The sequence below is a fragment of the Glycocaulis sp. genome (assembly GCF_050485565.1).
Taxonomy (GTDB): domain Bacteria; phylum Pseudomonadota; class Alphaproteobacteria; order Caulobacterales; family Maricaulaceae; genus Glycocaulis.
The window spans coordinates 143,650-167,202 of record NZ_JBJHBQ010000003.1 but is presented as its reverse complement, the minus strand read 5'-3'; the positions used below and the strand labels follow the sequence as shown (position 1 = coordinate 167,202).

The window sequence follows — 23,553 nt, the reverse complement described above, 5'->3', positions numbered from 1 at the left end:
CCCGTGCAAGCTAGCGCCTCTTGCACACACTATCAGGCTTTCGGCGCACCAGGCTTGTACCCAATGTGATCAATTTCTTGACCCTGTGATCCGTCAGGCCGCGCACCACACTCACCAAGAACAGTTGCCAGTAACGCTCGAAATAACAGGCGAACAGCGTACGCATCATATTGTGAGAGTTCCTCCTTTGCGACCGGCTGATGGTTTCGGAGCAGGAACTCTCAAAGCTGGCGCGTAAGGCGCACTACCTCTCCTGGCCGGGATATTCTTCTCGTTCTCGTATCAGCCCACCGGAAGCATGTTGCGTAATCCGGTGGGGCTGTCATGTCGGCCTCTCGTGCTTGGGCAAGCACAAATCTTGCGGCCAGCGTCCAGTATCAAGTGCTCCATGCCCTAAAGGCTGGCCAGATAGTCCGCGAAGCGCTGGCCGGCGGCGGGCTGGAAACGTGTGTCTGTCAGGGTGGCGGCGCGCATGCGGTCGAGGCGGAAATTGCGGAACGCCCCGGCCTGTTCACACCACGCGGTCAGTAGCCAGGCTTCGTCAAACACGGTCAGGCCCAGCGGCCAGACCCGCCTTTCGCTTTGATGCTCTGACAGGCTGTTATAGCTCAGATCCACCACGCGCCGTTCGCGTATGGCCTGGCGCAAGAGTCCCTCCCACTGCTCGGCGGAGCGGTCCGTGTCATGGCTGCGTGACACCGCAAGCAAAGGCAGATTGTGGAAACGTTGGGAGCCCTCCCCGCCCAGCACGGCGGCAATCTTGCCGCGGGCGCGGGCGGCCGCGGCGCTGAGCGCAGCCTCGTTGCGCGCCGATAACAGGCGCAGGGCCAGCATCACCGCCTCCATTTCATCCGGACTGAACTGGAGGGGTGGAAGGAAATAGCCGGGCTCCAGCTGATAGCCCAGCCCCGCTTCGCCGCGCACCGGCGCGCCCATGGCCTGAAGGCTGGCGATATCGCGATAGATGGTGCGTTCTGAAACCCCCAGCCTTTCGGCCATGGTATGTGCAGCCACAGGGCGGCGGGCGGCCCGCAACTCGTCCAATACAGCGAACAGGCGAAGCGATTTCACGGCACCATTCTCCGGCACACTCCTGACAGAAACTGTCAGGAGTGGTCCCTAAAGCACCCTCCTGAGCACAACAAGGGAGCCAGAGTGCCATGTCCAGACCATGCCTTGAAATTGTAACCTACACCGTCACACAGGCCGATGAGGCCGATGCCCGGCGTGAAGGCGCCCGCGCCCTGGCTTGCGGCCTGCCCGGTTTCGCCGGCTGGCTGGCGCTGTCTGGCGTGCATGACGGCTCTGAACGCGCCGACCTGGTGGCGTGGACCAGCACGGATTCGGCTGATCATGCTGCGAAAACCGTAGGCCAGAGTGAGGCTTACGCCCCGTTCCGCGCCAGCATCAAGCAGATGGGCACCATGAATCATTACGCTCTGCCCGCTGGCGGGCTGGCCCTGATGCAGCCGGGCGATGGCGTGGAGATCGGATTATTCCGCCTGCGCGAAGGCGTGACGCAGGATGCCCTGCGCACTGCCCATACGGCCATGATCGCCAATCACCTCTCGCGCCAGCCCGGCTGGCGGGGCCAGCGGCTGGTAAGCCTGAATGACGGCACATGGGCCGACCTTGCTTTTGCTGAAACGCCCGCAGCAGCCGAGCGTATCTGCGCCAGCTGGGCAGGTCAGGCCGATTGCGAGGCTTTCCTGGCTATGATCGAGCCGGTCAGCATGAATTTCGGCACCGTGAACTGACCGCATTTCACAACGCGGCGCACCACGCTCATTAAGAACAGATGCCAGTAACGCTCGAAATAACAGGCGAACAGCGTACGCACCATATTGCGAGGGTTCCTCCTCTGCAGCAAACTGACAGGTCTGCAGAAACATGACGGGAGGCTGCCTGCCCATGGCATTTCTAGACAACCGCATTCCACCGCCTCTCGTGGTTCTGGCATCCGGCGCAGCAGGGTGGGCGATAGCGGAGCTGACACCGGACCTAACCATCAGCGTTACAGGTCAGGCCGCGCTCGGCCTGCTGGTGGCCGCGCTGGGCGTTGCGATAGCAGCCTCCGGTATTCTCGCCTTCAGCAAGGCCCGCACCACGGTAAGCCCGATTGATCCCGGTGCCGCGACCGCGCTCGTCGTCACCGGCATCTACAACTACACCCGCAACCCGATGTATCTGGGCATGGTGGTCATGCTGCTCGGCTGGACGATCATCCTGGGCCATCCAGGCGGGCTCGTGGGCGCCGCCCTCTTCGTCGCCTATATCGACCGGTTCCAGATACAGCCCGAAGAACGCGCCCTGCAGGCTCTTTTCGGTGATGCGTTCACCGCCTACCGCGCCCGCGTACGCCGCTGGATCTGAACCTGCCTCGCCTTTCGCATTGACCTTCCCATGATGGTAAGGTTCAGGGTGTGCGCCAGCCGCACCCATGAATGCCGATGGAAAGGACACCGTGATGACTGGCAAGACCGCTACCCTCTACCGCATGGATATGCCGGACCATACCTGCCCCTACGGGCTGAAGAGCCGCCACCTCCTGCGCAGCAAGGGCTACGAGGTTGAGGACCACCTGCTCACCAGCCGCGAGGAAACTGACGCATTCAAGGCCGAGCATGGCGTGAAAACGACTCCGCAGACCTTCATCGATGGAAAACGCATTGGCGGGTATGAGGCGCTGCGCGAGCATTTTGGCCTCTCTACCGACAAAGGTACCAGCTACACGCCGGTCATCGCCCTGTTCTCGGTGGCCGCCCTGCTGGCCCTCGCCGTCGCCTGGCAATCGAACATGCCGATCGTGGGCCTGCACACGGTGGAATACTTCATTGCCATCGCCATGGTGTTGCTGGGCCTGCAGAAGCTGACCAATATCGAAGCCTTCGCCACCATGTTCCTCAATTACGACCTGCTGGCGCGGCGCTGGGTGCCTTATGGGCGCATCTATCCGTTTGCCGAGGCCGGTGCGGGCCTTCTCATGCTGGCGGGCAGCCTTATCTGGCTCGCCTCCCCGGTTGCGCTCTTCATCGGCACCATAGGGGCCATTTCGGTCTTCAAAGCCGTCTATATCGAGCGGCGCAAGCTGAAATGCGCCTGCATGGGCGGCGACAGCCGCGTACCGCTCGGCTTCATCTCGCTGACCGAGAACCTGATCATGATCGCCATGGCGATCTGGATGCCGCTGCGCATGTATGGCGTGATCTAGATGAATATCGGCGAAGCGGCGAAAGCGTCGGGCATTTCGCGCAAGATGATCCGCTATTACGAGGAGATTGCCCTGCTCGAGCCGGGGCGCACGGCCAATGGCTATCGCGTCTACGCCCCGCAGGACATCCACACGCTGCGCTTTATCGGCGCTGCCCGGCGGCTGGGCTTTTCCGTGCCGGATGTAAAGTCCCTGCTCGCCCTGTGGCAGGACCGCTCACGCTCCAGCGCCGATGTCAAATGCCTGACCGACGGGCATATCAAGGCGCTGCGCGACCGCGTGGCGGAGATGAACGCGATGATCGGGACACTGGAAACGCTTGCCAGCGCATGTGATGGCAATGACCGGCCCGACTGCCCGATCATCAACGCGATTGCGGCGCATGATCCCGGTTCACAGCGCAGGTGAACACGGCTGGTAATCACACCCATCGCAAGAAACGGGCTGCTCCGGCCGCAAGCCCGCTCCATAAGCCTCCATCGCCATCACAGGCGCGGCAATGGAGGTATCAATGAATTATGTCGTCAGGGGGCTGGACCCTCAGCCCTTCGCACACCTGTTCGGTCAGTCCGGCGAAGCACTTGAAGTTCAAGGCGTGTTCCGCTTTCAGGCCGAAGCCGGGTCCGGACTGCCCGACCGTGTGGAGCTGCGCGATCTGGAACCGGGCGAAACGGCACTGCTGGTGAATCATGTTCATCAGCCTGCCAATACGCCCTACCGGGCAAGCCACGCCATCTTCGTTCTGGAAAATGCCGTCAATCCGGCAGTTTACGAGAACATCATGCCGCCCGCCCTGCAGACGCGCCTGTTATCGCTGCGGGCGTTTGACGCGGCGCACATGATGGTGGACGGCGATGTTGTGGACGGCCGCGAAGCGCCCGGCCTCATCACGCGCATGTTTGCCAATCGGGCGGTTTCCTATATCCACGCGCATTATGCCAGACGCGGATGTTTTGCCGCGCTCATCGAACGTGAATAAGGACGCCGGGATGCCACAAGCCAGCCAGGCCGAAATCGGGAAAGCCCCATCGCCGCTGGAACGCCTTCTTGCCATCATGGCGCGCCTGCGAGACCCGCAAACGGGCTGTCCCTGGGATGTGGAGCAGGATTTCGCCTCCATCGCGCCCTATACGATCGAGGAAGCCTACGAAGTTGCCGACGCCATCGCGCGCGGTGACATGGCAGATCTGAAATCCGAGCTGGGTGATCTGCTGTTTCAGGTCGTTTTCCACAGCCAGATGGCATCCGAGGCCGGGCATTTCTCCTTTGATGATGTCGCTGACGCCATCGCCGAAAAGATGGAGCGGCGTCATCCGCACGTGTTTGGTGATGGTGATACGCGCGACGCGCAAGGCCAGACAATCGCCTGGGAGGCGCAGAAGGCCGAAGAGCGCGCGGCGCGAAACCCGGACAGCTCTGCCCTCGCCGACATCCCCCTCGCCCTGCCCGCGCTGCTGCGGGCGCTGAAGCTTACAAAGCGCGCCGCCCGCGTCGGGTTTGACTGGCCGGATGCGGAGCGCGTGCTCGACAAGTTCGAAGAAGAAGCGCGCGAGCTGCGCGAGGCCATCGCCGCGAAAGACACCGCGAACATCAAGGAAGAAGTCGGCGATTTATTGTTTGTTTGCGCTAATCTGGCGCGAAAACTTGATGTTGATCCTGAAGATGCCTTGCGCGAAGCCAACGCCAAGTTCGAGCGCCGCTTCCGCGCGGTGGAGACCCGTATGGACGCCGCTGGAAATCCGGTTGCGTCGGCCAGTCTTGACGAGATGGAAGCCGAATGGGGCCGCGTAAAGCAGGCTGAGAGAAATTAGATGGACGGCTGACCGACGCAGGCTAAGAACCGGGAATGTCGCTCAGTTTTGAATTGCAATTACACGCAACCCAACCATAGTTGATTCCAGCCAAATGGGAGGGCGAATATGAAACGCTTGGTTTCAATTGCAGTATTTTCGGCGATTGCTTTAGCAGCCTGTGAATCAACATCATCATTACCCTATCAGCCATCCACTCAAAACGTGTTGGCGGCACAACGTGCGCTCGCGAGTAGCGATGCGAATCTGAGTGTGGGCGCGTTCTCGGCAGCGGACGGCGTGGGCAAGCCGACCTGCCGCCTTATGGGACAACTAGACATAGCGCCGGGAAAAGACGTTGCGACTTTCATCCGGGATGCTTTTGAGGCCGAGCTTTTCCAGACTGGTCGACTCAACGATGAGGCACCGCGTGTGCGAGGTGTGGTAGAAGCAGTCGACGTCGACACCGTTGGAACGGGACACTGGACCCTCACGCTCCGCGTCGCCTCCGACGCTAATCCTGATGGATATACAGTGACATCGACTCATACGTTCTCATCGAGTTTTTCGGCTTATAGCGCGTGCCAGAATGCTGCGACAGCATTCAATCCGGCGGTTCAATCGTTGTTGAATGCCGTAGTTACACACCCGGAGTTTTCGAGTTTAGGGTCTTAGCAGCGCGACGGTGAGCCGGTGCAGGCGAACAGCCTGCGCCGGCTACGCATCCGCCCCGTCATTCAGCACGGCAGCGAATTTCGACCGGAAACGGCCGGCATCCGGCCCGGCGAGCCGCGCCTCGATCCGTATCTGCCCGGTCTTGGCGTCGCGCCGGTCACTGACAACCTCGCCATGTTCATGCAGCCAGGCGGCGATTTCGGCCTGTTCGGGCGGCAAATCCAGCACGATACGCTCATCATTACGGCCAAGCGCCGCGTCGACAGCTTCCAGAAGCGCAGCCACCCCCTCGCCCGTGACGGCGGAAACCGGGTGGACCGATACCCGCGACTTGCTGGCAGCGATGCGTGCCGCCCAGACCACATCGTCGCGCGCTTCCTCGTCAAGCCGGTCGATCTTGTTCCACGCCTCGATCAAAGGCTGGCCATGGGCCGGGCCGCAATCGAGCGCCGTCAGCACGCTTTCCACGTCCGCCTTGCGCCCTTCATGGTCGGGGTCAGACAGGTCGCGCACATGGACGAGGATGTCGGCCTCCCTCACCTCTTCCAGCGTGGCGCGGAAGGCGGCGATCAGCTCGGTCGGCAGATCGGTGATGAAGCCCACAGTATCCGACACCAGTACGCGCCGTCCCGATGGCAGGCGAACGCCGCGCACGGTCGGGTCCAGCGTGGCGAACGGCATGTCCTTGGCCAGCACTCCGGCTGCGGTCAGCCGGTTGAACAGGGTGGACTTGCCCGCATTCGTGTAGCCGACCAGAGCGATTGAGGGCCATGGCGCGGCCTGCCTGCGCGTGCGGTGCAGGGCGCGCGTGCGCTTTACCTGCTCCAGCTCGCGGCGCAGCTTGGCCATCTTGCTGGCCAGCAGGCGGCGGTCGGTCTCGATCTGGGTTTCACCGGGGCCGGCCAGGAAGCCGCGTCCGCCGCGCTGGCGCTCAAGGTGGGTCCAGGTGCGTACCAGGCGCGAGCGCTCATAGGTCAGGCGCGCGAGCTCCACCTGCAGCGTCCCCTCACGGGTACGGGCGCGCTCGGCGAAGATTTCAAGGATCAGGCCGGTCCGGTCGATCACCTTGACCTGCCAGCGCTTTTCCAGATTGCGCTGCTGGACCGGAGACAATGCGCTGTCGATGATGACGGCCTGCGCCTCAAGCGCCTGAATGCGCTCATGGAGCGTTTCCAGCTTGCCCTTGCCGAAGAAGGTGCCCGCTTCCAGCTTGCGCACAGGCTCGATTATGGCGTCGACGGCCTCAAGGCCCAGCGCGATGGCGAGACCTGAGGCTTCCTCAAGGCGCGCATCGGCCCGGCTGGCATCCGTGCCCGGCGGCAATGGATGGATGACCAGCGCGCGTGTCGATGCCGGAGCGGTTTGGGTCAATCGCTATCCCCGTCCGCGCCGTCTTCGGCGCCGTCAAACAGCTGCACCGGCTGGCTTGGCATGATGGTCGAGATCGCATGCTTGTAGACCAGCTGGACCTGTCCATCGCGGCGCAGGAGGACGCAGAAATTGTCAAACCAGGTGACAATGCCCTGCAGCTTCACCCCGTTCACCAGGAAGATCGTCAGCGGCGTCTTGGTTTTGCGGACTGTATTGAGAAACACGTCCTGCAGATTCTGTTTTTTATCGTTCGACATGGCCATCCACCTTTTCCCCGCCCACACAAAGGGCATCACACACAAGGAACGCCATAGGTAGCGGGCGTTGGCCGCGCCTGCAATGGGGTTGGCCAAACACGGTCGTCAACCTTCCACCCCCGCCTCATAAGATTCCCTCAGCGCCCCGGCAAGCGAGCCGGGCGCGCCGTTGGCTACGGGTCTGCCGTCAATGCTGACGACCGGCATCACCATGGAACTGGCCGAGCTGATGAACGCCTCGCGCGCGCTCAAAGCCTCCTCAAGCGTGAAGGCTCGCTCCTCAAGGCGTAACCCTTGCGCAGCGGCGATGCGGATAATGCGCTGGCGGGTGATGCCGTTGAGGATGTCATCGCCTGCGGGCCGCGTTACCAGCACCCCCTCGCCCGTCACGATCCACGCATTGCTGGAACTGCCTTCTGTGACCTCTCCGCCTGCATTGATCAGCCAGGCTTCAAACGCGCCGGCTTCGCGCGCTGCCTGCTTGGCCAGCACATTGGGAAGTAGCGATATGCTTTTGATATCACAGCGTTTCCAGCGGATATCATCGGTCGTGATAACGCCAATGCCCGTTTCGGCGCGCGCTGCCACCGGTACCCGCGGGGCGGGGCGGACCGTGATGACGATGGTTGGCCGCACCGGCTTGACCGGAAAGGCGTGGTCGCGCCTGGAGACGCCTCGCGTGATCTGCAGATAGACCAGCGCATCGCCCAGCCGGTTGCGGCGCAGCGTCTCGCGCAAGGCGATATCCAGCGCCGCATCGCTCATCGGCAGATCAATGCGCAGCTCGCCGAGCGAGCGTTTCAGGCGCGCCAGATGCCCGGCATGGTCGAGGAAGTTTCCATCGCGGACCAGCCAGACCTCGTAGACACCGTCAGAGAACTGAAAGCCCCGGTCCTCGATCTGGATGGCCGGCGCATCGATGGGCAGGTAGCAGCCGTTTACATAGGCGATGCGGGCCATGATGCGTCAGTCTCCGCTGAACAGAAGGAACAGGACCGCAGCCAGCGGCAATATCTCGATCCGGCCGAGAATCATCAGGATCGAGGCGATTATCAGGCCGCCAGTGCCCACTTCGCCATAGGCTTGCCCCGCAATCGGACCGGCATTTGTCAGTGCCGCGCCCGCCACTGACCAGGCAAGCCCCATATCAGCCGCAAACGGCCCAAGCGCCAGAGCGCCAAGCGCCAGAACCACCGGATAGGCGAGCGCATAGGCCCAGACCGATACCAGAGCCGCCTCGTTGACCGCGCGTCCGGCAAAGCGTGATCCGCCAGCGGCAGAGGGCTGGACCAGAAGCAGGATGTCGCGCCCTGCCCGCCGGACCAGCAGGCGCAGGCGGGCCATCTTGATCCCGCCCGAGGTGGAAACGGCCGCGCCGCCGGCCAGCGCCAGCATCAAGAGGGCAATTACGGGCAGGCCCGCGCCTGCCGGACTGACCGAATAGCCAGACGTGGTGACCGCGAACAGCGCATCGAAGAATCCGGCAATCCCCGCCGCAGGGCTGGCCACAAGGGCCAGCATGGCACCGCACACCACCGAAATGATCAGCATGGAGCGCACATCGCCGAACCGGCGCGTCACCCGGCCGCGCGAGACATGCTCGTAAAGCACGGCCATATTGCCGGCACCGAGGACACACAAGGCCGCCAGCACGGCTATGGCGGGCATTGGCAGCCATTCTGTCAGCTCGCCGCCGCGCGGCACGTAGCCGCCTGTGGAAATGCCCGACAGCGCCAGGTTGAAGGCTTCGAACCCGCTGGCGCCAGCAAAAGCCAGCAACACAAAGCCGATCACTGTCAGGCCCGTATACACCCCGCCCAGCCGGACAAGCGCGCGTCCCAGATTGGAGAACAGATCACCGCTATCGATGGTGAGAAGTGATGAGCGGCGCAAGCCGGCACGCCGGTCATCCAGCCCTGCCAGTACCGTGACGGCCAGCACCAGCGTCGCCAGTCCGCCAAGCCATTGCAGGATGGAGCGCCAGACCACCAGGCTGCGCGGCATGGCGTCCGGCTCGGTCAGCGTTGCGCCAGTAGTTGTCAGCGCCGACACCGCCTCGAAAATCGCCTCTATCCAGCCATCTGAAACGGCAGCAAATGATGGCGCGGCCACCAGAGGGCCGGTCATCCACCCCAGCACGAGAAGGCGCAAGGCCGCTGGCGCGCCGACCCGGCGGTCAAGGCCCAGCGTGGCGGCAAGGCACGCCCCGCCGGCGAATACCCCGATCAGGGCGCTGGTGCCCAGCCCCCGCGCGGCAGACGCCTCGCCAAGGGCCGTGGCATAGAGCGTCACAGGCAATGCAGACAGACCGATGACAAGCCAGCTCCAGCCCAGGGCGCGTATCGTGCGGGGAGATGGCTGCATGGGATCAGAAATATTCGAGGGAAACCCGGAAGAGCTGCTCCACCTTGGGAACGGCCGCTTTCAGGGCAAACACTACCAGCCGGTCATTGGTCTCGATCGTCACATTGTCCCGGCGGAAATAGACCTTCTCGCCGCGCACAAGCGCGCAGACCGAGACGTCTTCAGGCAATTCCAGATCGCGCAGCGACTTGCCCACCAGCGGCGATGTGGCCAGCGCCACGCCCTCCAGTGCCTCGGCCTGACCGTCGGCCAGCGTCTGCAGGCCGGTAATACGCCCGCGGCGTATGTGCTGGAGGATGGTGGACACGGTGACGCCGCGCGGATCGATCATGATGTCGATCCCCAGCTCGGTGCGGACATCCTTCAGCCCCGGCTCGTTGACGAGGCAGAGCGTGCGCTGCGCGCCTTCGCGCTTGGCCATGACCGCCGACAGCAGATTGACCTTGTCGTCATTGGTCAGACAGATCGCGAGTTCCGCGTCCTCGACGCCCGCTTCACGCAGCAGGCGGCGGTCAAGACCATCGCCATGGAGGACAACGGTGCGCGACAGGCTGTCAGCGGCGCGTTCCGCCCTTGCCTTGTCCGCCTCGATGATCCGTACACGTACCCCCGCCATGCGCTCCAGCGCCCGCGCCACATACACGCCGATATTGCCGGCCCCGATAATCACCACGCGGCGCGCGCGCTGAACCTGATGGCCGAAAACATCCAGCACCCGTGGCACATGCGGCCCGGCGACGGCCACATAGGCGTCATCACCGACACTGAGCGGATCGCGGTCTTCGGGAATGAACACCCCGCTATCGCGGCGAACGCCGACAACATCCATGCCCAGATCGGGAAACAGCTCACGCAGATGCTCGCGATTGGTGCCGGCGATGGGAGAGCCGTCATCCACCCGCAGGCCCAGAAGCTGAAGCCGGTTATTGGCAAAAGGCGCCGTTGCCGACGCCCCCGGCGTTTCCAGACGCTGCAGGATGGAGCGGCTGACCTCCAGCTCCGGCGAGATCGTCACATCGATGGGCAACGCGCCGCGCGCAAACAGGTCTCTCCAGGACTTTGCCAGATAACTCTGGGCGCGCACGCGGGCGATCTTCAGCGGCGTATCGAAAATCGAATGCGCCACCTGGCACGCGACCATGTTCGTTTCGTCCGAATAGGTAACGGCGACCAGCAGGTCGGCATCGGCAATACCGGCGCGTTCCAGCGTATCGGGGTGCGAGCCATGGCCCAGCACGCCGCGTACATCCAGATCGGTTGTCACCCGGTCGATCAGCGTTTGCGACCAGTCCACCACCGTGACCGAATTGCCTTCGGCGGCCAGCTCGCGGGCGATGCCGTACCCTACCCGCCCGGCTCCGCAGACGACGGCTTTCATCAGCCTTCACTCCCCGTGGCAGGAGTGTCATCGCCATCGCCCTCACCGCGATCTGTTGCGCCCACGCCAAGGCTTTTCAGCTTACGGTGCAGGGCGGAGCGCTCCATACCGATAAACGTGGCTGTACGCGAGATATTGCCGCCAAACCGGCTGATCTGCGCCTTGAGGTATTCACGCTCGAAATTCTCGCGTGCATCGCGCAGGGGCAGCGCAATCATCCGCTCTGTATCCAGTCCGCCAGGACCGCTATCGCGTCCCACGACCTCTGAAGGCAGCGCATCAAGGGTGATGGCCTCGTTCGGGTCTCCTGTAGCCAGAATGAGCACGCGCTCCACATTATTGCGCAGCTGGCGGACATTGCCGGGCCAGCTATGCGCCTGCAGGGCCGCCATGGCGTCAGGTCCGATCTTGCGCGGGGTCAGGCCCGACATGGCCGTCAGACGCTCCAGGAAGTGGCTCACCAGCAGCGGAATGTCTTCGCGCCGGTCCGACAATGGCGGCACGTCGATCGGCACGACCGCCAGCCGATGATAGAGATCCTCGCGGAAGCGCCCCTGCCCGATCAGCGCGCGCAAATCACGCGAGCTGGACGACAGCACACGCACGTTCACTTCCACGTCCACGCCGCCGCCCATGCGCCGGAAGCGCTGCTCCACCAGCATGCGCAACAGCTTGCCTTGAGTCGCCAGCGGCATGTCACCGACTTCATCGAGGAATAGCGTGCCGCCATGGGCCTGCTCCAGCAGGCCGACACGTTCAACGCTTCCATCGGTGCGTTCGGCGCCGAACAGCTCCTCCTCAACCCGGTCAGGGTTCATCATGGCCGCACTGACCGGCACAAAGTTTCCACCCGCGCGCGGAGACCGCGCGTGGATAAGCCGGGCAATCAGCTCCTTGCCGGACCCAGCGGGACCACTTATCAGCACGCGTGAATTAGCTGCTGCAACCCTGTCAATTGTCTGGCGAAGCTGGTTTGCCGCTGTTGATTTACCGATCAGCTCGTTATGCATTTCGGTGCGGGCACGCAGCTCGGCCACTTCGCGGCGCAGCTGGCTGGCTTCAAGGGCGCGTTCCACCGTCAACAGCAGCTTGTCGGACTTGAACGGCTTTTCGATGAAATCGTAAGCACCCTTGCGGATGGCCGCCACGGCGGTCTCGATCGTGCCGTGCCCGGAAATGACGATAACGGGCAGTCCGGGATCGGCCGCGCGGATTTCATCCAGCAGTGCGATACCGTCCAGGCGGCTGCCCTGCAGCCAGACATCGAGGATGGCCAGCGAGGGTTTGCGCTGGCGCACAGCGGCCAGCGCCTCGTCGGCGTCGCCGGCATAGCGCGCCATATACCCTTCGTCTTCCAGCAAGCCGCCGATCAGCTCGCGGATATCGGCTTCATCATCAACGACCAGAATGTCGTGTGCCATGCGTTATGCCTCTCGGGACAGTGCGGACTCATTGGCCGCGTTCGTTGTTTCAAGCAAGGGAAAGGCCAACCGGACCAGCGCGCCGCGATTGCCATCCTCGCGTTCATCAAGCTCCAGCCGGCCGCCATGGTCTTCCATGACCCGCCGCACAATGGCGAGGCCCAGGCCAGTCCCCTTCTCGCGTGTCGTCATATAGGGTTCGGTCAGCTTTGCGCGGTCGGCAAAGGGCCATCCAAGCCCGTTATCGCGCACCTCGATCACGGCCGTGTCATCCACCACTTTCAGAGCGACGGATATCTCCCCGCCCTGCTTGGCTCCGTCCTCATCCAGCCGCGCCAGCACGCTTTCACCGGCGTTTTTCAGGATATTGGCCAGCGCCTGCGCCGTAAGGCGGCTATCGCACTCCACGATGACCGGATGGTCTGGCGTCTCCAGCGGCAGCTTGATGCGCGGCGACGCGACGCGCTGCGAGAACACGGCCCCCTCCACGACGCCCACCAGGTCGGCGGCCTCCATCTTCGGCGTCGGCATACGCGCGAACGCCGAGAACTCGTCGACCATCCGGCCAATATCGCTGACCTGACGGACAATGGTCTCGATGCATTTGTCGAAAATCTCGGCCTGATCGTCAGGTATCTCGCTGCGGTATTTGCGCCGGATACGCTCTGCCGATAGCTGGATCGGGGTCAGCGGGTTCTTGATCTCGTGCGCGATGCGGCGCGCGACATCGCGCCATGCGGCGTTGCGCTGGGCCGAGACCAGCCGCGTCACATCGTCAAAGGTGATAACCAGCTCACCCTCATCGTCGGTAGAGGCGCGCACATTCAGATTGAGCAGCGCGCCGTCATTGCCAGGAATGTCGATCTGCCGCTCGATAAGGACCGCGCGCGAGCGCCGTGCCTCCTCGACGATGGGCGCAAACATACCCAGCACGGTGTCCACCGGCTCGCCCGTGAGCGTGCCTGCCTCCACATCCAGCAGGGTTTCGGCGGAGCGGTTGACCAGCGTGATGCGGTTTTGCGGATCCAGCCCCACCACGCCTGCGCTGACGCCTGTCAGCACGGCTTCGATGAAATTGCGCCGGCTTTCCGATTCCGCATTGGCCTCCAGCAAAGCGCGCCGCTGGCTGTTCAGCTGGCGCGTCATCCTGTTGAAGGCGCGGCCAAGAGCAGCGATCTCGTCATCCTCGCGCTGGACCAGAACGCGGGCATCGAGATCGCCGCGGCGGACCCGCTCAGCTGCGCCTACGAGGCGGGCAACCGGCGTCACCACGCGCGTGGCCGCGCTCAGGGCGAGCCATAGCGCGCCGACCAGGATCAGCGCCACAGCCGCGAAATAGACCAGGATGAAGACCTGGCGCATCCCCTCCTCGCGCGCCACGGCCTGCCGGTAGGAGGCGGTTGCCTCCTCGGCAGCGGTCAGCACGCCCAGATCCACGTACCAGACCACATAGAGATAGGCGTCGTCATAGGCGGGCAGGTTCACCATCAGGCGCACATAAGCCGGACCATCCTCGCGCTGTGTCGGGTCGCTCACGCCGATATCGCGCGATGCTGCGAACTCGTACATCAGCTGTGACGGAGCTACGAAGGGCGGCGCGCCCGGTGCCTCGGCGCGCGCCAGCACGGTCGACTGGCTGTCAATGACGTAGGCGGCAGCGAAATTACGCCCGATGGCCTGATTGCGCAGATATTGCGTGTACTCGATACGGCTCTCGCTCATCGCCGCGACGGCTTCGGGGTAGGACAGATCGCCCGCCATGCTGACCAGTTGCAGTTCGGCCAGATTCAGCTCCAGCGGCGCTTGCGCGCGCCCGACCTCGGCCATGGTCTCGACAAGGGTGGTGACCCGCTCACCGAACCAGAACTCGACACCTCGGCCCAGCACCAGCGCCAGCAGCAAGGCCATCAGGATGGAGGGTGCCACCGCCGCCAGCGCAAACAGCGCCATGAAGCGCATATGCAGGCGTGGTGCGGGCGCGCCAAAGCGCCGCCCCATGAAAATGCGGGCCGCTCTAACACTGACCGCGCCGGCCAGAGCCGCGATGATGAAAGCCGATATTGTCAGCAGGGTGTAGAATAGCGGGGCCAGAGAGCCGATCGCGCCCTGCTCGGAGACGGCCAGAACCGCGCACGCAACCACGCCGATCGCCGCCACGAGAAAGCCGGTGGCGAAGAGCGACATACGCAGGGATTCGACACTGTTTTTGAGCCAGGATGGCAAGCTGATGCGCCTATGTTCGATACGCCCCGGCGCATGTTGGACCGGGTGTGGCCAAATATCAACGCCTAGTGTTGCAACTATTCCTCACCACCGCCATCCATGCCCAGCGCCGTCAGGCGGCGAGCGAGCGTGTTGCGGTTCAGTCCCAGATATCGGGCCGCATCGCGCCGCACTCCGCCGGTGTGGGCCAGCACGGTTTCAATCATCGCCTTGTCCACGATGGCCGCCACATCATTTGCCACATCCTGGCTATGCTCGCTCAGCCGGGAGCCGACAAAAGCGCGCACGGCATCTTCCAGGACCGCCCCGGTGCCCGGCGCTGCCGGTGCCGCCAGCGCCTCCTGCAGAGCCGCAAGCCCCAGCGTTCCCTTGTCGCCCTGCACGGCGAGGCGCGCGGCGCTGCGCTCCAGCTCGGCCACTTCGCCGGGCCAGGGATAGGCGTTGATGAATTCTGCCGCGTCGCGGGCAATCGCAAAGTCAGTGCGTCCGTGCTTTTTCAGGAAATGCTCGAACAGGCGCACGCGGTCCTCGCCGCGCGTACGCAGAGGCGGCAGCTCGACATGGCCGACCGCCAGACGCTCGAACAAGGCCGGTGCCATGACGGTACGCACATCGGCCAGAGCGGTGACGTAAAGGCGGGTGTCCCCCATCTGGTCAAGCTGCTCAAGAACCATGTCCTGAACGGCGTCGTCCCAGCGCTCGGCGCGGCGCAGCAGCAAGCCTGAACCACTGGCCTCGGAAAACACCTGCACGCCTTCGCGTTTCAGCCGGTCAGGCCCGGCCTCGACCAAGGCTTTGCCCGGCTTGCTGGCCCGGTGAAGCGTGCGCGCCGCGCTGGCCCGGCCAGACCCGTCCGGCCCGGTGAAGAGGACAGGCGCGCTAACGCGCGACAGGCGCGCCAGCAGGCGGAAGGCTGTCTGCATGGCCGGGGACCGCCCAACGAGATCCGGGAAGGGGTTAGCGCCGGAGCGTTGCTGGCCTGCCCGCTCGCCGGTATCGAGCGCGCGGCAGGCGGCATCTACCAGATCATCAAGATCGAACGGCTTGGGCAGGTATTCATACGCCCCGCCGCGGACCGCCTGAATGGCTGTGGCCGCCGTCGTCTGCGCACTGATAACCAGTACCGGCGCGTCGGGCCGGACATGCTGCAGCTCTTCCAGCCGGTCGAGAAAGTTTTCATCGCCCAGCAGCACGTCCGCCACCAGAAGGTCAGCGTCGCGCCGCGCCATCCGCTCAATGGCTGATGAGGGCGAGGCGGTAGCGCGCACGTCAAAGCCTGCCCGGGTAAGCGCGCGCGAGATGACCAGGCGCAAGGTCTCATCATCTTCAAGGACGAGAATGCGCCGTCCGCCGCCACTATCCTGTGTCATGCCGCCTCCTCACGCAGATAGATCCGGAACACGGTGCGTCCCGCCCGGCTTTCATATTCCAGCCCGCCGGCATGCAGCTCCGCTACCCGCGACACTAGCGCCAGCCCCAGCCCCTCGCCCGCCGGCTTGCCGGTGACAAAGGGTGAGAAAATCGACTCGCCCAGCTCCTCTGGAACACCGGGGCCATTGTCCATGATGTCAATCTGCAGGCGTGCCTCAGGTGCTACCCCGCCTGGCCGCGCCGTGCGATAGCGGGTGGTAATCTCGATGACGCCATCGCCCCGGTCTGCCAATGCCTCGGCGGCGTTAACGAGCAGGTTCAGCACGGCCTGAAGCACAAGGTCGCGGTCGCCAAAGGCGTCCGGCAGGGACGGATCATAATCCTCCACCAATGCCAATCCCTTGCCGCTGGCCGCCGACATGGAGCGCAGCGCCTCGCTGGCCACTTCGTTCAGGCTGAATGGCGCGAACGGGTGCGGCGCGATATCGCCCACCTTGCTCCAGCGGTCTGCGATGCGCAGCGCCCGGTCCAGCTCTGCCATGATGAGAGCGGCCATCTCCGCCGTTTCAGGGTCTGCCGACGAGGCAATCAGCTGCGCGGCACCGCGCGCGCCGGCCATCGGGTTTTTCAGCTCGTGCGACAGCATTCGGCCAAATCCGGCTGCGGCGTTGGCCGCCCGGTCGCCGCGCGCGACCGCACCGGCCTCCGGCCAGAGGCGGATGGAGATACAGGCACCATCCTTGTGAGGCGCGGCATCAATCGCTGCCCGGCGCGTGCCGTCGGGAAACTCCACACGTACATCATGGGCGAACACCGCCCTGCCCTCGCCGACCGCCCGGCTGGCCACTGTTCTGGCCGCCATGCCCCACGGACCCAGCCCGTCCAGCCTCTCTCCGGTCAGACGCCGCGCGGATCGCTCGAACAGCGCCTCGGCTGCGTCGTTCACGTAGGAGATGATGCCACCGGCATTGATGAGCAGTACCGCACTGGGCAGATAATCGGCAGCCTGGGCGGTCGTGGCATCTGACGGGTTCATGCGGCGCTGCGTATCCCGGCTTCGCGGGCAAGACGCTCCAGCCCGGCAATGGCCCCTGTAACGCTAGCCGCCTTGCACAGCACGCTGCGCCAGTTACGCGCCTCGCCCGGATCATCAAACAGATGGTCCACAAAGCCCGCATAGTGCTTGCGCATGCAGCGCACGCCCAGAATTTCGCCATGAAGGGCCGCGGAGTCCTCTGTCGCCCGCACCAGAGCGCCAATCATGTCCGCCATGGGCGGATCGAGCGCATCGCCGCCCTCAAGCAATGCCCGGCCAATGGCACCGGGCAGCCAGGGCCGCCCGGTGGCGGCGCGGCCTACCATCACGGCGTCCGCGCCAGATTGATCCAGCGCCGCGCGCGCCTCATCGGCATTGGTGATGTCGCCATTGACGACGACCGGGATGGATACGGCGTCCTTCACGGGCCGCACCGCCGCCCAGTCGGCCGTGCCGGTGTAGAATTGCTGGCGCGTGCGGCCATGCACGGTGACCATCTGGATACCGGCATCCTGCGCACGGCGCGCGAGCTGGGGCGCGTTGATGGTGTCATGGTCCCAGCCGAGGCGCATTTTCAGCGTCACCGGCACATCGGTGGCATTGACCGTCGCCTCGATCAGCTCCAGCGCATGGTCGAGATCGCGCATCAGGGCGGAACCGGAGAGGCCCCGCGTCACCTGCCGCGCCGGACAGCCCATATTGATATCGATGATCTCGGCCCCGGCATCAGCAGCGATGCGCGCGCCGATATCCATCCATTTCGCTTCGCGACCTGCCAGCTGGATCACGCGCGGCGCGACATCTGCATCGCCCGCCATGCGGCGCACCACGTCAGCACGGCCCTGCGCCAGCGTTTCACACGCCACCATTTCGGATACCACAAGGCCCGCTCCGAAGGCTTTGGCCTGCTTGCGGATGGCATAGTCGGTGACGCCAGACATAGGCGCGAGAATGCATGGCACGTCCACGCGCACCGCGCCGACGCTGAAACCCGGCCCCTCGGCCATATGTGACACCCTTGTCATAGCCGTGCAGATACAGTGTATGGACGCTGACCGCCAGACGCCGGACAGCGCTCTGCACGGTTTTGGTGCCAGAGTGCTGCACGAAAGAGACCTGATGACGCCATTCAGTGCATGCATCGTTGCCGCAGGCAGTGGCACGCGAGCTGGCCGCAGCCTACCCAAGCAGTTCGAGCCCGTTGCGGGCAAGGCCTTGCTGCGCTGGTCTGTAGAGGCGTTTGCCAGCCACCCTGCCTGCCGGGAAATCATTATCGCCGTGCCTGAAAACCATATCGATATGGCCGCCAAGGCGCTCGAAGGGCTTGATGTGACGCTGGTAGAGGGCGGGACCAGCCGCACGCGCTCGGTAAAGACCTGCATCGACAGGGCCAGCCAGCCGCTTGTCTTCGTGCATGATGCGGCGCGTCCGGGATTGAGCCAGACGCTCATTGACCGCCTGCTGCACGCGCTGGAGAACACATCGGGTGCCGCGCCTGCCCTGCCCGTCGCTGATGCGCTGGCGCGCGAAACCGGGGCGGGCGTCGAGGCCGTGTCCCGCGACGGGTTGATGCGGGTTCAGACGCCGCAGGCGTTTCACCTCGCCGCTTTGAGCTGGGCGTTCGATGAGGCGCGCGGCACGGACTATCCCGACGAAATTTCCCTGGTCCGCGCGGCGGGCCTTCAGGTTAAGCTGGTTGAAGGCGATGAGGCGGCATTCAAAGTGACCTACCCGGACGATTTTGCACGCGCCGAAACCCTGCTGGGCGGGCCGTCCGGCCTGCCGGTCATGGGTACGGGCTTCGATGTTCACAGGTTGACGGCAGGAGACGGCGTCCATCTGTGCGGCGTGTTCGTTTCGTGCGATCTGGCGCTGGTAGGCCATTCCGACGCCGATGTCGGCCTGCACGCCCTGACGGACGCCATTCTGGGCGCTGCCGGTGCGGGCGATATCGGCCAGCACTTTCCCCCCAGTGACGAGCGCTGGCGCGGCGCGGACAGCGCGCAGTTTCTTACCCACGCCCTGCAGCTGGCCCGTGAGGCGGGCATAAGCCCGGTTCACGCCGATATCACGCTCATCTGCGAGCGCCCGAAGATCGGCCCCGTACGCGATGCGATGCGGGCGCGTGTTGCAGAGCTGACCGGCCTGCCGCTGGCGCGCGTGAACATCAAGGCAACCACCACCGAAAAGCTGGGCTTTACCGGCCGGGGCGAAGGGATTGCTGCCCAGGCCGCCTTCACCGGAGTTCTGAGATGAGCACCCTGCCCGCTATTCTCACCGAAACGGCCCGCGAACTGGTGGCTTTGGCCACCGATAAAGGCGTTACGCTCGCCACCGCTGAAAGCTGTACAGGCGGGCTGGTCGCAGCCTCCATCACCGAGATCGCGGGCAGTTCAGCCGTGCTGGAGCGCGGGTTTGTCACCTATTCCAACGCGGCAAAAGCCGAGAGCCTTGCCGTTCCGGTCGCGATGATCGCCCAGCACGGCGCGGTGAGCGAGCAGGTGGCGAGTGCGATGGCCGAAGGCGCGCTTTTCAACTCCCACGCCGATATTGCCGTCGCCGTTACCGGCATTGCCGGACCGGGTGGCGGTAGCGATGAAAAGCCGGTGGGACTGGTCTGGTTCGGTCTGGCCCGGCGCGGGGAAGCCACACGCACCGAACGGCATTTTTTCGACCATCTTGACCGTCATGGCGTGCGCGAGGCTGCGGCCTTCGAGGCGCTACGCCTTCTCACCGACGCGGCCCGCATCTGAACCGACCGGCGTGTAGCGCCGGGCCGCCTCCTCGCGGAAACGCTCGATCAGATAGCGGATGGCGCGTGAACGGCTGGCATCCATCAGGGCGTTGAGCACCGGATTGCGGAAGCGGTAGCGGATCCAGAAGCTGACTTGTGTCGAGCCGTCCTCCAGCTCTGCAAAGCTCCATTCATTGGCCAGCTCATGGAAGGGACCGGAGAGATAGGAGACCTTTATGGTCCGGCCCGGACGGTCCAGCAGGACGCGCGTCGTGAAGCTTTCACGGACAAAGCGGAACTGCACGCGTGCTTCGGCATCCAGCTCACCCACGCCCTCATCCACATCATCACGTATCACGCGCAATGCACTGATAAGCGGAATGAATCTGGGATAGGCGCGCACATCGCTGACCAGATCGAAAAGTTCGTCAGGCCGGTATGGCAGGCGCAGGCTCTCGCGGTGTTCGGATGTCATCAGCTCGCCGCGCTTCAGACCTTGCGGCCCGCTTTCAGCGCCGCCTCACGTGCGTCGCGCAGCCGGGCAAAGTCATCGCCCGCATGGTAGCTGGACCGGGTCAGCGGCGAAGCGGACACCATCAGGAAGCCCTTGGCGCGTGCAATCGTCTCATAGCCCTTGAACTCGTCCGGCGTGACGAAGCGATCCACACCAGCGTGCTTGCGCGTTGGCTGCAGGTACTGGCCGATGGTGAGAAAATCGATGCCGGCTGAACGCATATCGTCCATCACCTGCATCACCTCTTCCTTGGTCTCGCCAAGGCCTACCATGATGCCAGACTTGGTGAACTGGGAAGGATCGCGCTCCTTCACCCGCTCCAGCAGGCGCAGTGAGTGGTAATAGCGCGCGCCGGGCCGGATGGAGAGGTAAAGCCGCGGCACGGTCTCCAGATTGTGGTTGAACACGTCCGGGCGCGCATCGATCACGATTTCGGCCGCACCGGGCTTCCTCAGGAAGTCGGGGGTGAGAATCTCGATCGTGGTGTCCGGGTTCAACCGGCGGATGGCGCGGATGGTCTGCGCGAAATGCTCTGCCCCGCCATCGGCCAGATCATCACGGTCCACCGAGGTGATGACGACGTGTTTGAGCTCCATGGCCGCGGTGGCTTCGGCAACGCGGCGCGGCTCGTCAGTATCGAGCGGTGCGGGCATGCCCGTTTTCACATTACAGAAGCTGCACGCGCGGGTGCAGGTGTCGCCCATGATCATGAAGGTGGCGTGCTTTTGCGCCCAGCACTCCCCGATATTGGGGCAGCCCGCCTCCTCGCACACGGTGACGAGATTATTCTCGCGCACCACTTTGCGGGTCTCGGAGAACACACCGCCAGCGGGGGCCTTCACGCGAATCCATTCCGGCTTTCGCAGCACCGGCGTATCAGGCCGCTTCTGCTTTTCGGGATGGCGCTCGGCGCGCTGCTGCTGGCGGGCATCGAAGAGTGTTGTCATGGCGGGAACATGGCGCGCAAAGCGGCCCGGTTCAAGCATTGTGAACCGGGCCGCTGCGCAAGTCAGTTATGCGTTTGCAGGCTAGATCGCTGCCCCGCCATTGCGTTCGGCGGCCACGAGACGCGGATTGCGGTTAAAAAGCGCCAGCGTCCAGGCACCCAGACCGATGAAGAAGACGATCGATCCGATGAGGAAGCCCAGGGCAGGCACAACACCCAGCGCCCCGACAACGGCCAGCACCAGGAAGAATGACAGCACCCGCAAGCCAAGGCCAATGCCTTCGCCAGAGCGGTTGAAGATGAGGTCTCCGAGCACCACTGCGCCAAATGCGTAGGCCAGCACCATGATGAAGGGGAAGGCAAAGAGCAGGATGATGCCCAGCGGTATCCCGATCACGGTGATGGCGAGGAAGACAAACACCGCCACCAGCAGGATTGGCAGGAAGGCGGCCAGCACCAGCCCCAGCAGGCCCGATGCCCATGGGCGCGCCCGGAAATGATCGGCAATGCCCGATACGGCGCGCGGCGAAATCAGGCAGGCCAGCAGGCCCAGCACGAAGGCGGCGACGCCCATAGCTGTTCCAAACGCCCAGACCGGCGGACCAAAATCGGATACGCGCGGGCCAGTATAGCTGCGGCTGCGGCGCTGCTCGCTGAACGCTGCTTCCTCATAGCTGGTTTCGCCGATGATCTGCGCGCCTTCGGCGATAACGGGCGCATTGGGGCCGCGCACACGCAGCTGGCCGGCGATCTGCGCGCCCGGCATGATTTCCACATTCTCGGCATGCAGCTCTACATCACCGGCTACCGTGCCTTCGATAATCACGGTACGCGCCCGCCCTTTCAGACGCCCTTGCGCGGTACCGGACATGCGGATTTCACTGCCAGCGAGATCCATATTGCCGCCGATCGAGCCGCTTTCATCGATGGCGATCAACGCGCCACCGGCGGCCAGATCACGTCCGATGCGGCCGCCAATGCGGATATCCGCACCGGCAAGGTCCGCGCCGCCCGAAACATCTGCGAGAATGGAGATGTTGGCACCGGCCACCGATACATCCCGGCCTACCGTGCCGCGAATGATGATGTCGCCAGCAGCCAGCTGGACGCTGCCGCCAACATCGGCGGTGATATCCACATTGCCCGCGAGCCCGCTGATATCGCCGCCGACACGGCCGCGCAGGGTCACATCGCCAGCCAGGAACTGGGCGGAGCGGTCCTGATCGAGATCTAGATTGAGGTCGCCGCCAATATACTGCGCGTGGGCGGGCGACATGGCCAGCATCAGCCCGGCCAGTATGCCCGTCTGGGCGAAACGCGCTATCCACTTGCTAAACATCGGTTCAAGCCTTTCTGTGCTGGCTCTGGAATCTGAAATCTCGCGGAACCTAGCGGCGGCAACGTGCATCGCCGCGCTGGGTAAATTCAAGCTGGGGCGCTGACCCGTCTCCGGTAAACGTGACGGCCTCAAGCGCGCGGACGTTCAAGGGACCAGTGACGGTGCCCGATATGACAACGCGCCGTGCGCAGATTGTTCCGCCGGCCAGCTCTCCGCTGATCTCGACCAGCCCGTCCGCATCACGCAAGCGGCGGCGGTTTCCTTCGTCGGCGTAGATATCGACATTGCCCAGGACAGAGCCGCCAAGGCGCGCCGTGCGTACATTGGCGTAGAGCGGCCCCTCGATCCGGGCTTGGGTGTCAAACACCGCTGCATTGAGGCGCACATCGCCATCAACGCTGGAATTATTTGTCAGGCGGATATCCGCACCGTTGGCACGAAGGCTGCCCAGCCGGCCGTTGAAATGCGCGTCGGCAAAGCTGCCGTCCACCTCACCGGCGACATTGCCCTCCAGACGCAGATCCGCGCCGCGAACGCGCAGATCGCCACCGATATTGCCCCGGATGGAGATATCAGCGCCCGTCACCCTGGCATCGCCCAGAACAGCGCCGGCAAAGCTGACATCAGCGCCGGTGGCGGTGAGCGAACCAACAGACATGTCCTGCAAGGTGACATCCGCACCCGTCACGCGCAGTTCGCGCCCTACCCGGCCATCCAGCCGTACGTCAGCGCCGGTTATGCGGGCATCCCCGTCATCATTCAGGGACAGGCGGATATCGCCGCCCATGACGCGTGTGCCGTCCTGGGCAGACGAGCTGGACGAAACAGTAGGAGGCATGCAGGCGACCAGAATGACTGCCGCGGCAGAGACGGTCGTGAGGAGGAGACGATTTTTCATTTTTCTTACCTCTTATGCTGAGGGA

25 protein-coding genes are annotated in these 23,553 nt (G+C 64.1%); 9 read left to right on the top strand and 16 right to left on the bottom strand.

Annotated elements, in window-relative coordinates; all coding sequences use genetic code 11:
• Window positions 1–10 precede the first annotated feature (10 nt).
• Window positions 11–169 (bottom strand): hypothetical protein, encoded by a 159-nt coding sequence (locus tag ACQ5ID_RS04655; protein ID WP_429911300.1) that lies wholly within the window; start codon window positions 167–169, stop codon window positions 11–13.
• 224 nt (window positions 170–393) lie between these two features.
• Window positions 394–1,071: a helix-turn-helix transcriptional regulator gene (locus ACQ5ID_RS04650; protein ID WP_429911299.1), complete on the bottom strand. Its 678-nt coding sequence runs from the start codon at window positions 1,069–1,071 to the stop codon at window positions 394–396.
• A gap of 89 nt (window positions 1,072–1,160) precedes the next feature.
• Between ACQ5ID_RS04650 and ACQ5ID_RS04645 the strand changes: the two genes are divergently transcribed.
• The 7 genes from ACQ5ID_RS04645 (at window position 1,161) to ACQ5ID_RS04615 (ending at window position 5,676) form a co-directional block, all read left to right on the top strand.
• Window positions 1,161–1,757, top strand: coding sequence for a hypothetical protein (locus tag ACQ5ID_RS04645; RefSeq protein ID WP_429911298.1), 597 nt, complete (start codon window positions 1,161–1,163; stop codon window positions 1,755–1,757).
• A 154-nt stretch (window positions 1,758–1,911) separates the two neighbouring features.
• Complete coding sequence (locus ACQ5ID_RS04640; protein ID WP_429911297.1) at window positions 1,912–2,373, top strand: methyltransferase family protein; 462 nt, start codon at window positions 1,912–1,914, stop codon at window positions 2,371–2,373.
• A 94-nt stretch (window positions 2,374–2,467) separates the two neighbouring features.
• Window positions 2,468–3,211 carry a MauE/DoxX family redox-associated membrane protein gene (locus ACQ5ID_RS04635; protein ID WP_429911296.1) on the top strand — a complete coding sequence of 248 codons (744 nt, stop codon included), beginning with the start codon at window positions 2,468–2,470 and terminating at the stop codon, window positions 3,209–3,211.
• Complete coding sequence (locus ACQ5ID_RS04630) at window positions 3,212–3,619, top strand: Cu(I)-responsive transcriptional regulator (RefSeq protein ID WP_429911295.1); 408 nt, start codon at window positions 3,212–3,214, stop codon at window positions 3,617–3,619. It begins immediately after the preceding gene.
• 103 nt (window positions 3,620–3,722) lie between these two features.
• Window positions 3,723–4,190, top strand: a complete 468-nt coding sequence (locus ACQ5ID_RS04625) for a DUF1203 domain-containing protein (RefSeq protein ID WP_429911294.1) — start codon at window positions 3,723–3,725, stop codon at window positions 4,188–4,190.
• Between the two features lie 10 nt (window positions 4,191–4,200).
• Window positions 4,201–5,022, top strand: coding sequence for a nucleoside triphosphate pyrophosphohydrolase (gene mazG, locus ACQ5ID_RS04620; protein WP_429911293.1), 822 nt, complete (start codon window positions 4,201–4,203; stop codon window positions 5,020–5,022).
• A 108-nt stretch (window positions 5,023–5,130) separates the two neighbouring features.
• Window positions 5,131–5,676, top strand: a complete 546-nt coding sequence (locus ACQ5ID_RS04615) for a hypothetical protein (protein WP_429911292.1) — start codon at window positions 5,131–5,133, stop codon at window positions 5,674–5,676.
• Between the two features lie 42 nt (window positions 5,677–5,718).
• On the opposite strand, the gene hflX is transcribed toward ACQ5ID_RS04615, so the two are convergent.
• The 10 genes from hflX to dusB form a co-directional block, all read right to left on the bottom strand.
• A complete protein-coding gene (gene hflX, locus ACQ5ID_RS04610) occupies window positions 5,719–7,047 on the bottom strand; it encodes a GTPase HflX (protein WP_371394437.1) in 1,329 nt (442 codons plus the stop codon).
• Window positions 7,044–7,304, bottom strand: a complete 261-nt coding sequence (hfq, locus tag ACQ5ID_RS04605) for an RNA chaperone Hfq (RefSeq protein ID WP_127566732.1) — start codon at window positions 7,302–7,304, stop codon at window positions 7,044–7,046. Before hfq ends, hflX begins: the two co-directional genes overlap by 4 nt.
• Window positions 7,305–7,409: 105 nt before the next feature.
• Entirely contained in the window at window positions 7,410–8,264 is an 855-nt protein-coding gene (locus ACQ5ID_RS04600; RefSeq protein WP_429911291.1) for a D-amino-acid transaminase, read from the bottom strand.
• A 6-nt stretch (window positions 8,265–8,270) separates the two neighbouring features.
• Window positions 8,271–9,668, bottom strand: coding sequence for a potassium transporter TrkG (locus ACQ5ID_RS04595; RefSeq protein WP_429911290.1), 1,398 nt, complete (start codon window positions 9,666–9,668; stop codon window positions 8,271–8,273).
• A gap of 4 nt (window positions 9,669–9,672) precedes the next feature.
• On the bottom strand, window positions 9,673–11,046 hold the full coding sequence (trkA, locus tag ACQ5ID_RS04590; protein ID WP_429911289.1) for a Trk system potassium transporter TrkA: 1,374 nt from the start codon (window positions 11,044–11,046) through the stop codon (window positions 9,673–9,675).
• Window positions 11,046–12,467 (bottom strand): sigma-54-dependent transcriptional regulator, encoded by a 1,422-nt coding sequence (locus tag ACQ5ID_RS04585; protein WP_429911288.1) that lies wholly within the window; start codon window positions 12,465–12,467, stop codon window positions 11,046–11,048. Before ACQ5ID_RS04585 ends, trkA begins: the two co-directional genes overlap by 1 nt.
• A gap of 3 nt (window positions 12,468–12,470) precedes the next feature.
• A complete protein-coding gene (locus ACQ5ID_RS04580; RefSeq protein WP_429911287.1) occupies window positions 12,471–14,651 on the bottom strand; it encodes an ATP-binding protein in 2,181 nt (726 codons plus the stop codon).
• Window positions 14,652–14,767: 116 nt separating this feature from the next.
• Window positions 14,768–16,060, bottom strand: a complete 1,293-nt coding sequence (locus ACQ5ID_RS04575; protein ID WP_429911286.1) for a response regulator — start codon at window positions 16,058–16,060, stop codon at window positions 14,768–14,770.
• Entirely contained in the window at window positions 16,057–17,097 is a 1,041-nt protein-coding gene (locus tag ACQ5ID_RS04570) for a two-component system sensor histidine kinase NtrB (protein WP_429911285.1), read from the bottom strand. Before ACQ5ID_RS04570 ends, ACQ5ID_RS04575 begins: the two co-directional genes overlap by 4 nt.
• On the bottom strand, window positions 17,094–18,104 hold the full coding sequence (gene dusB, locus ACQ5ID_RS04565; RefSeq protein ID WP_429911284.1) for a tRNA dihydrouridine synthase DusB: 1,011 nt from the start codon (window positions 18,102–18,104) through the stop codon (window positions 17,094–17,096). The genes ACQ5ID_RS04570 and dusB overlap by 4 nt, the downstream gene beginning before the upstream one ends.
• A gap of 37 nt (window positions 18,105–18,141) precedes the next feature.
• On the opposite strand from dusB, the gene ACQ5ID_RS04560 reads away from it, so the two are divergent.
• Entirely contained in the window at window positions 18,142–19,353 is a 1,212-nt protein-coding gene (locus tag ACQ5ID_RS04560; protein WP_429911283.1) for a bifunctional 2-C-methyl-D-erythritol 4-phosphate cytidylyltransferase/2-C-methyl-D-erythritol 2,4-cyclodiphosphate synthase, read from the top strand.
• Entirely contained in the window at window positions 19,350–19,850 is a 501-nt protein-coding gene (locus ACQ5ID_RS04555; RefSeq protein ID WP_429911282.1) for a CinA family protein, read from the top strand. Before ACQ5ID_RS04560 ends, ACQ5ID_RS04555 begins: the two co-directional genes overlap by 4 nt.
• Here ACQ5ID_RS04555 and ACQ5ID_RS04550 read toward each other — a convergent pair.
• From ACQ5ID_RS04550 to ACQ5ID_RS04535, 4 genes are all read right to left on the bottom strand, one after another.
• Window positions 19,818–20,306, bottom strand: a complete 489-nt coding sequence (locus tag ACQ5ID_RS04550) for a type II toxin-antitoxin system RatA family toxin (protein ID WP_429911281.1) — start codon at window positions 20,304–20,306, stop codon at window positions 19,818–19,820. The two genes, ACQ5ID_RS04555 and ACQ5ID_RS04550, sit on opposite strands and share 33 nt — an antisense overlap.
• Window positions 20,307–20,320: 14 nt before the next feature.
• The gene (lipA, locus tag ACQ5ID_RS04545) at window positions 20,321–21,292 is read right to left on the bottom strand and encodes a lipoyl synthase (RefSeq protein WP_429911280.1); all 972 of its coding nucleotides are present in this window, start codon (window positions 21,290–21,292) and stop codon (window positions 20,321–20,323) included.
• Between the two features lie 81 nt (window positions 21,293–21,373).
• Window positions 21,374–22,630 (bottom strand): hypothetical protein, encoded by a 1,257-nt coding sequence (locus ACQ5ID_RS04540; RefSeq protein ID WP_429911279.1) that lies wholly within the window; start codon window positions 22,628–22,630, stop codon window positions 21,374–21,376.
• Window positions 22,631–22,679: 49 nt separating this feature from the next.
• On the bottom strand, window positions 22,680–23,528 hold the full coding sequence (locus ACQ5ID_RS04535; protein ID WP_429911278.1) for a hypothetical protein: 849 nt from the start codon (window positions 23,526–23,528) through the stop codon (window positions 22,680–22,682).
• Window positions 23,529–23,553: the final 25 nt, after the last annotated feature.

What these genes read in the sequence shown, in the direction of transcription:
- ACQ5ID_RS04560 (WP_429911283.1), top strand. Translation starts at nt 18,142, where the DNA reads ATGGACGCTGACCGCCAGACGCCGGACAGCGCTCTGCACGGTTTTGGT.
- ACQ5ID_RS04655 (WP_429911300.1), bottom strand. Translation starts at nt 169, where the DNA reads ATGATGCGTACGCTGTTCGCCTGTTATTTCGAGCGTTACTGGCAACTG.
- ACQ5ID_RS04540 (WP_429911279.1), bottom strand. Translation starts at nt 22,630, where the DNA reads ATGTTTAGCAAGTGGATAGCGCGTTTCGCCCAGACGGGCATACTGGCC.
- ACQ5ID_RS04615 (WP_429911292.1), top strand. Translation starts at nt 5,131, where the DNA reads ATGAAACGCTTGGTTTCAATTGCAGTATTTTCGGCGATTGCTTTAGCA.
- ACQ5ID_RS04580 (WP_429911287.1), bottom strand. Translation starts at nt 14,651, where the DNA reads ATGTCGCTCTTCGCCACCGGCTTTCTCGTGGCGGCGATCGGCGTGGTT.
- ACQ5ID_RS04535 (WP_429911278.1), bottom strand. Translation starts at nt 23,528, where the DNA reads ATGAAAAATCGTCTCCTCCTCACGACCGTCTCTGCCGCGGCAGTCATT.
- ACQ5ID_RS04645 (WP_429911298.1), top strand. Translation starts at nt 1,161, where the DNA reads ATGTCCAGACCATGCCTTGAAATTGTAACCTACACCGTCACACAGGCC.
- ACQ5ID_RS04600 (WP_429911291.1), bottom strand. Translation starts at nt 8,264, where the DNA reads ATGGCCCGCATCGCCTATGTAAACGGCTGCTACCTGCCCATCGATGCG.
- ACQ5ID_RS04630 (WP_429911295.1), top strand. Translation starts at nt 3,212, where the DNA reads ATGAATATCGGCGAAGCGGCGAAAGCGTCGGGCATTTCGCGCAAGATG.
- ACQ5ID_RS04595 (WP_429911290.1), bottom strand. Translation starts at nt 9,668, where the DNA reads ATGCAGCCATCTCCCCGCACGATACGCGCCCTGGGCTGGAGCTGGCTT.
- mazG (WP_429911293.1), top strand. Translation starts at nt 4,201, where the DNA reads ATGCCACAAGCCAGCCAGGCCGAAATCGGGAAAGCCCCATCGCCGCTG.
- ACQ5ID_RS04635 (WP_429911296.1), top strand. Translation starts at nt 2,468, where the DNA reads ATGACTGGCAAGACCGCTACCCTCTACCGCATGGATATGCCGGACCAT.
- ACQ5ID_RS04625 (WP_429911294.1), top strand. Translation starts at nt 3,723, where the DNA reads ATGAATTATGTCGTCAGGGGGCTGGACCCTCAGCCCTTCGCACACCTG.
- ACQ5ID_RS04585 (WP_429911288.1), bottom strand. Translation starts at nt 12,467, where the DNA reads ATGGCACACGACATTCTGGTCGTTGATGATGAAGCCGATATCCGCGAG.
- ACQ5ID_RS04550 (WP_429911281.1), bottom strand. Translation starts at nt 20,306, where the DNA reads ATGACATCCGAACACCGCGAGAGCCTGCGCCTGCCATACCGGCCTGAC.
- ACQ5ID_RS04555 (WP_429911282.1), top strand. Translation starts at nt 19,350, where the DNA reads ATGAGCACCCTGCCCGCTATTCTCACCGAAACGGCCCGCGAACTGGTG.
- trkA (WP_429911289.1), bottom strand. Translation starts at nt 11,046, where the DNA reads ATGAAAGCCGTCGTCTGCGGAGCCGGGCGGGTAGGGTACGGCATCGCC.
- lipA (WP_429911280.1), bottom strand. Translation starts at nt 21,292, where the DNA reads ATGACAACACTCTTCGATGCCCGCCAGCAGCAGCGCGCCGAGCGCCAT.
- ACQ5ID_RS04570 (WP_429911285.1), bottom strand. Translation starts at nt 17,097, where the DNA reads ATGAACCCGTCAGATGCCACGACCGCCCAGGCTGCCGATTATCTGCCC.
- dusB (WP_429911284.1), bottom strand. Translation starts at nt 18,104, where the DNA reads ATGGCCGAGGGGCCGGGTTTCAGCGTCGGCGCGGTGCGCGTGGACGTG.
- hfq (WP_127566732.1), bottom strand. Translation starts at nt 7,304, where the DNA reads ATGTCGAACGATAAAAAACAGAATCTGCAGGACGTGTTTCTCAATACA.
- ACQ5ID_RS04640 (WP_429911297.1), top strand. Translation starts at nt 1,912, where the DNA reads ATGGCATTTCTAGACAACCGCATTCCACCGCCTCTCGTGGTTCTGGCA.
- ACQ5ID_RS04575 (WP_429911286.1), bottom strand. Translation starts at nt 16,060, where the DNA reads ATGACACAGGATAGTGGCGGCGGACGGCGCATTCTCGTCCTTGAAGAT.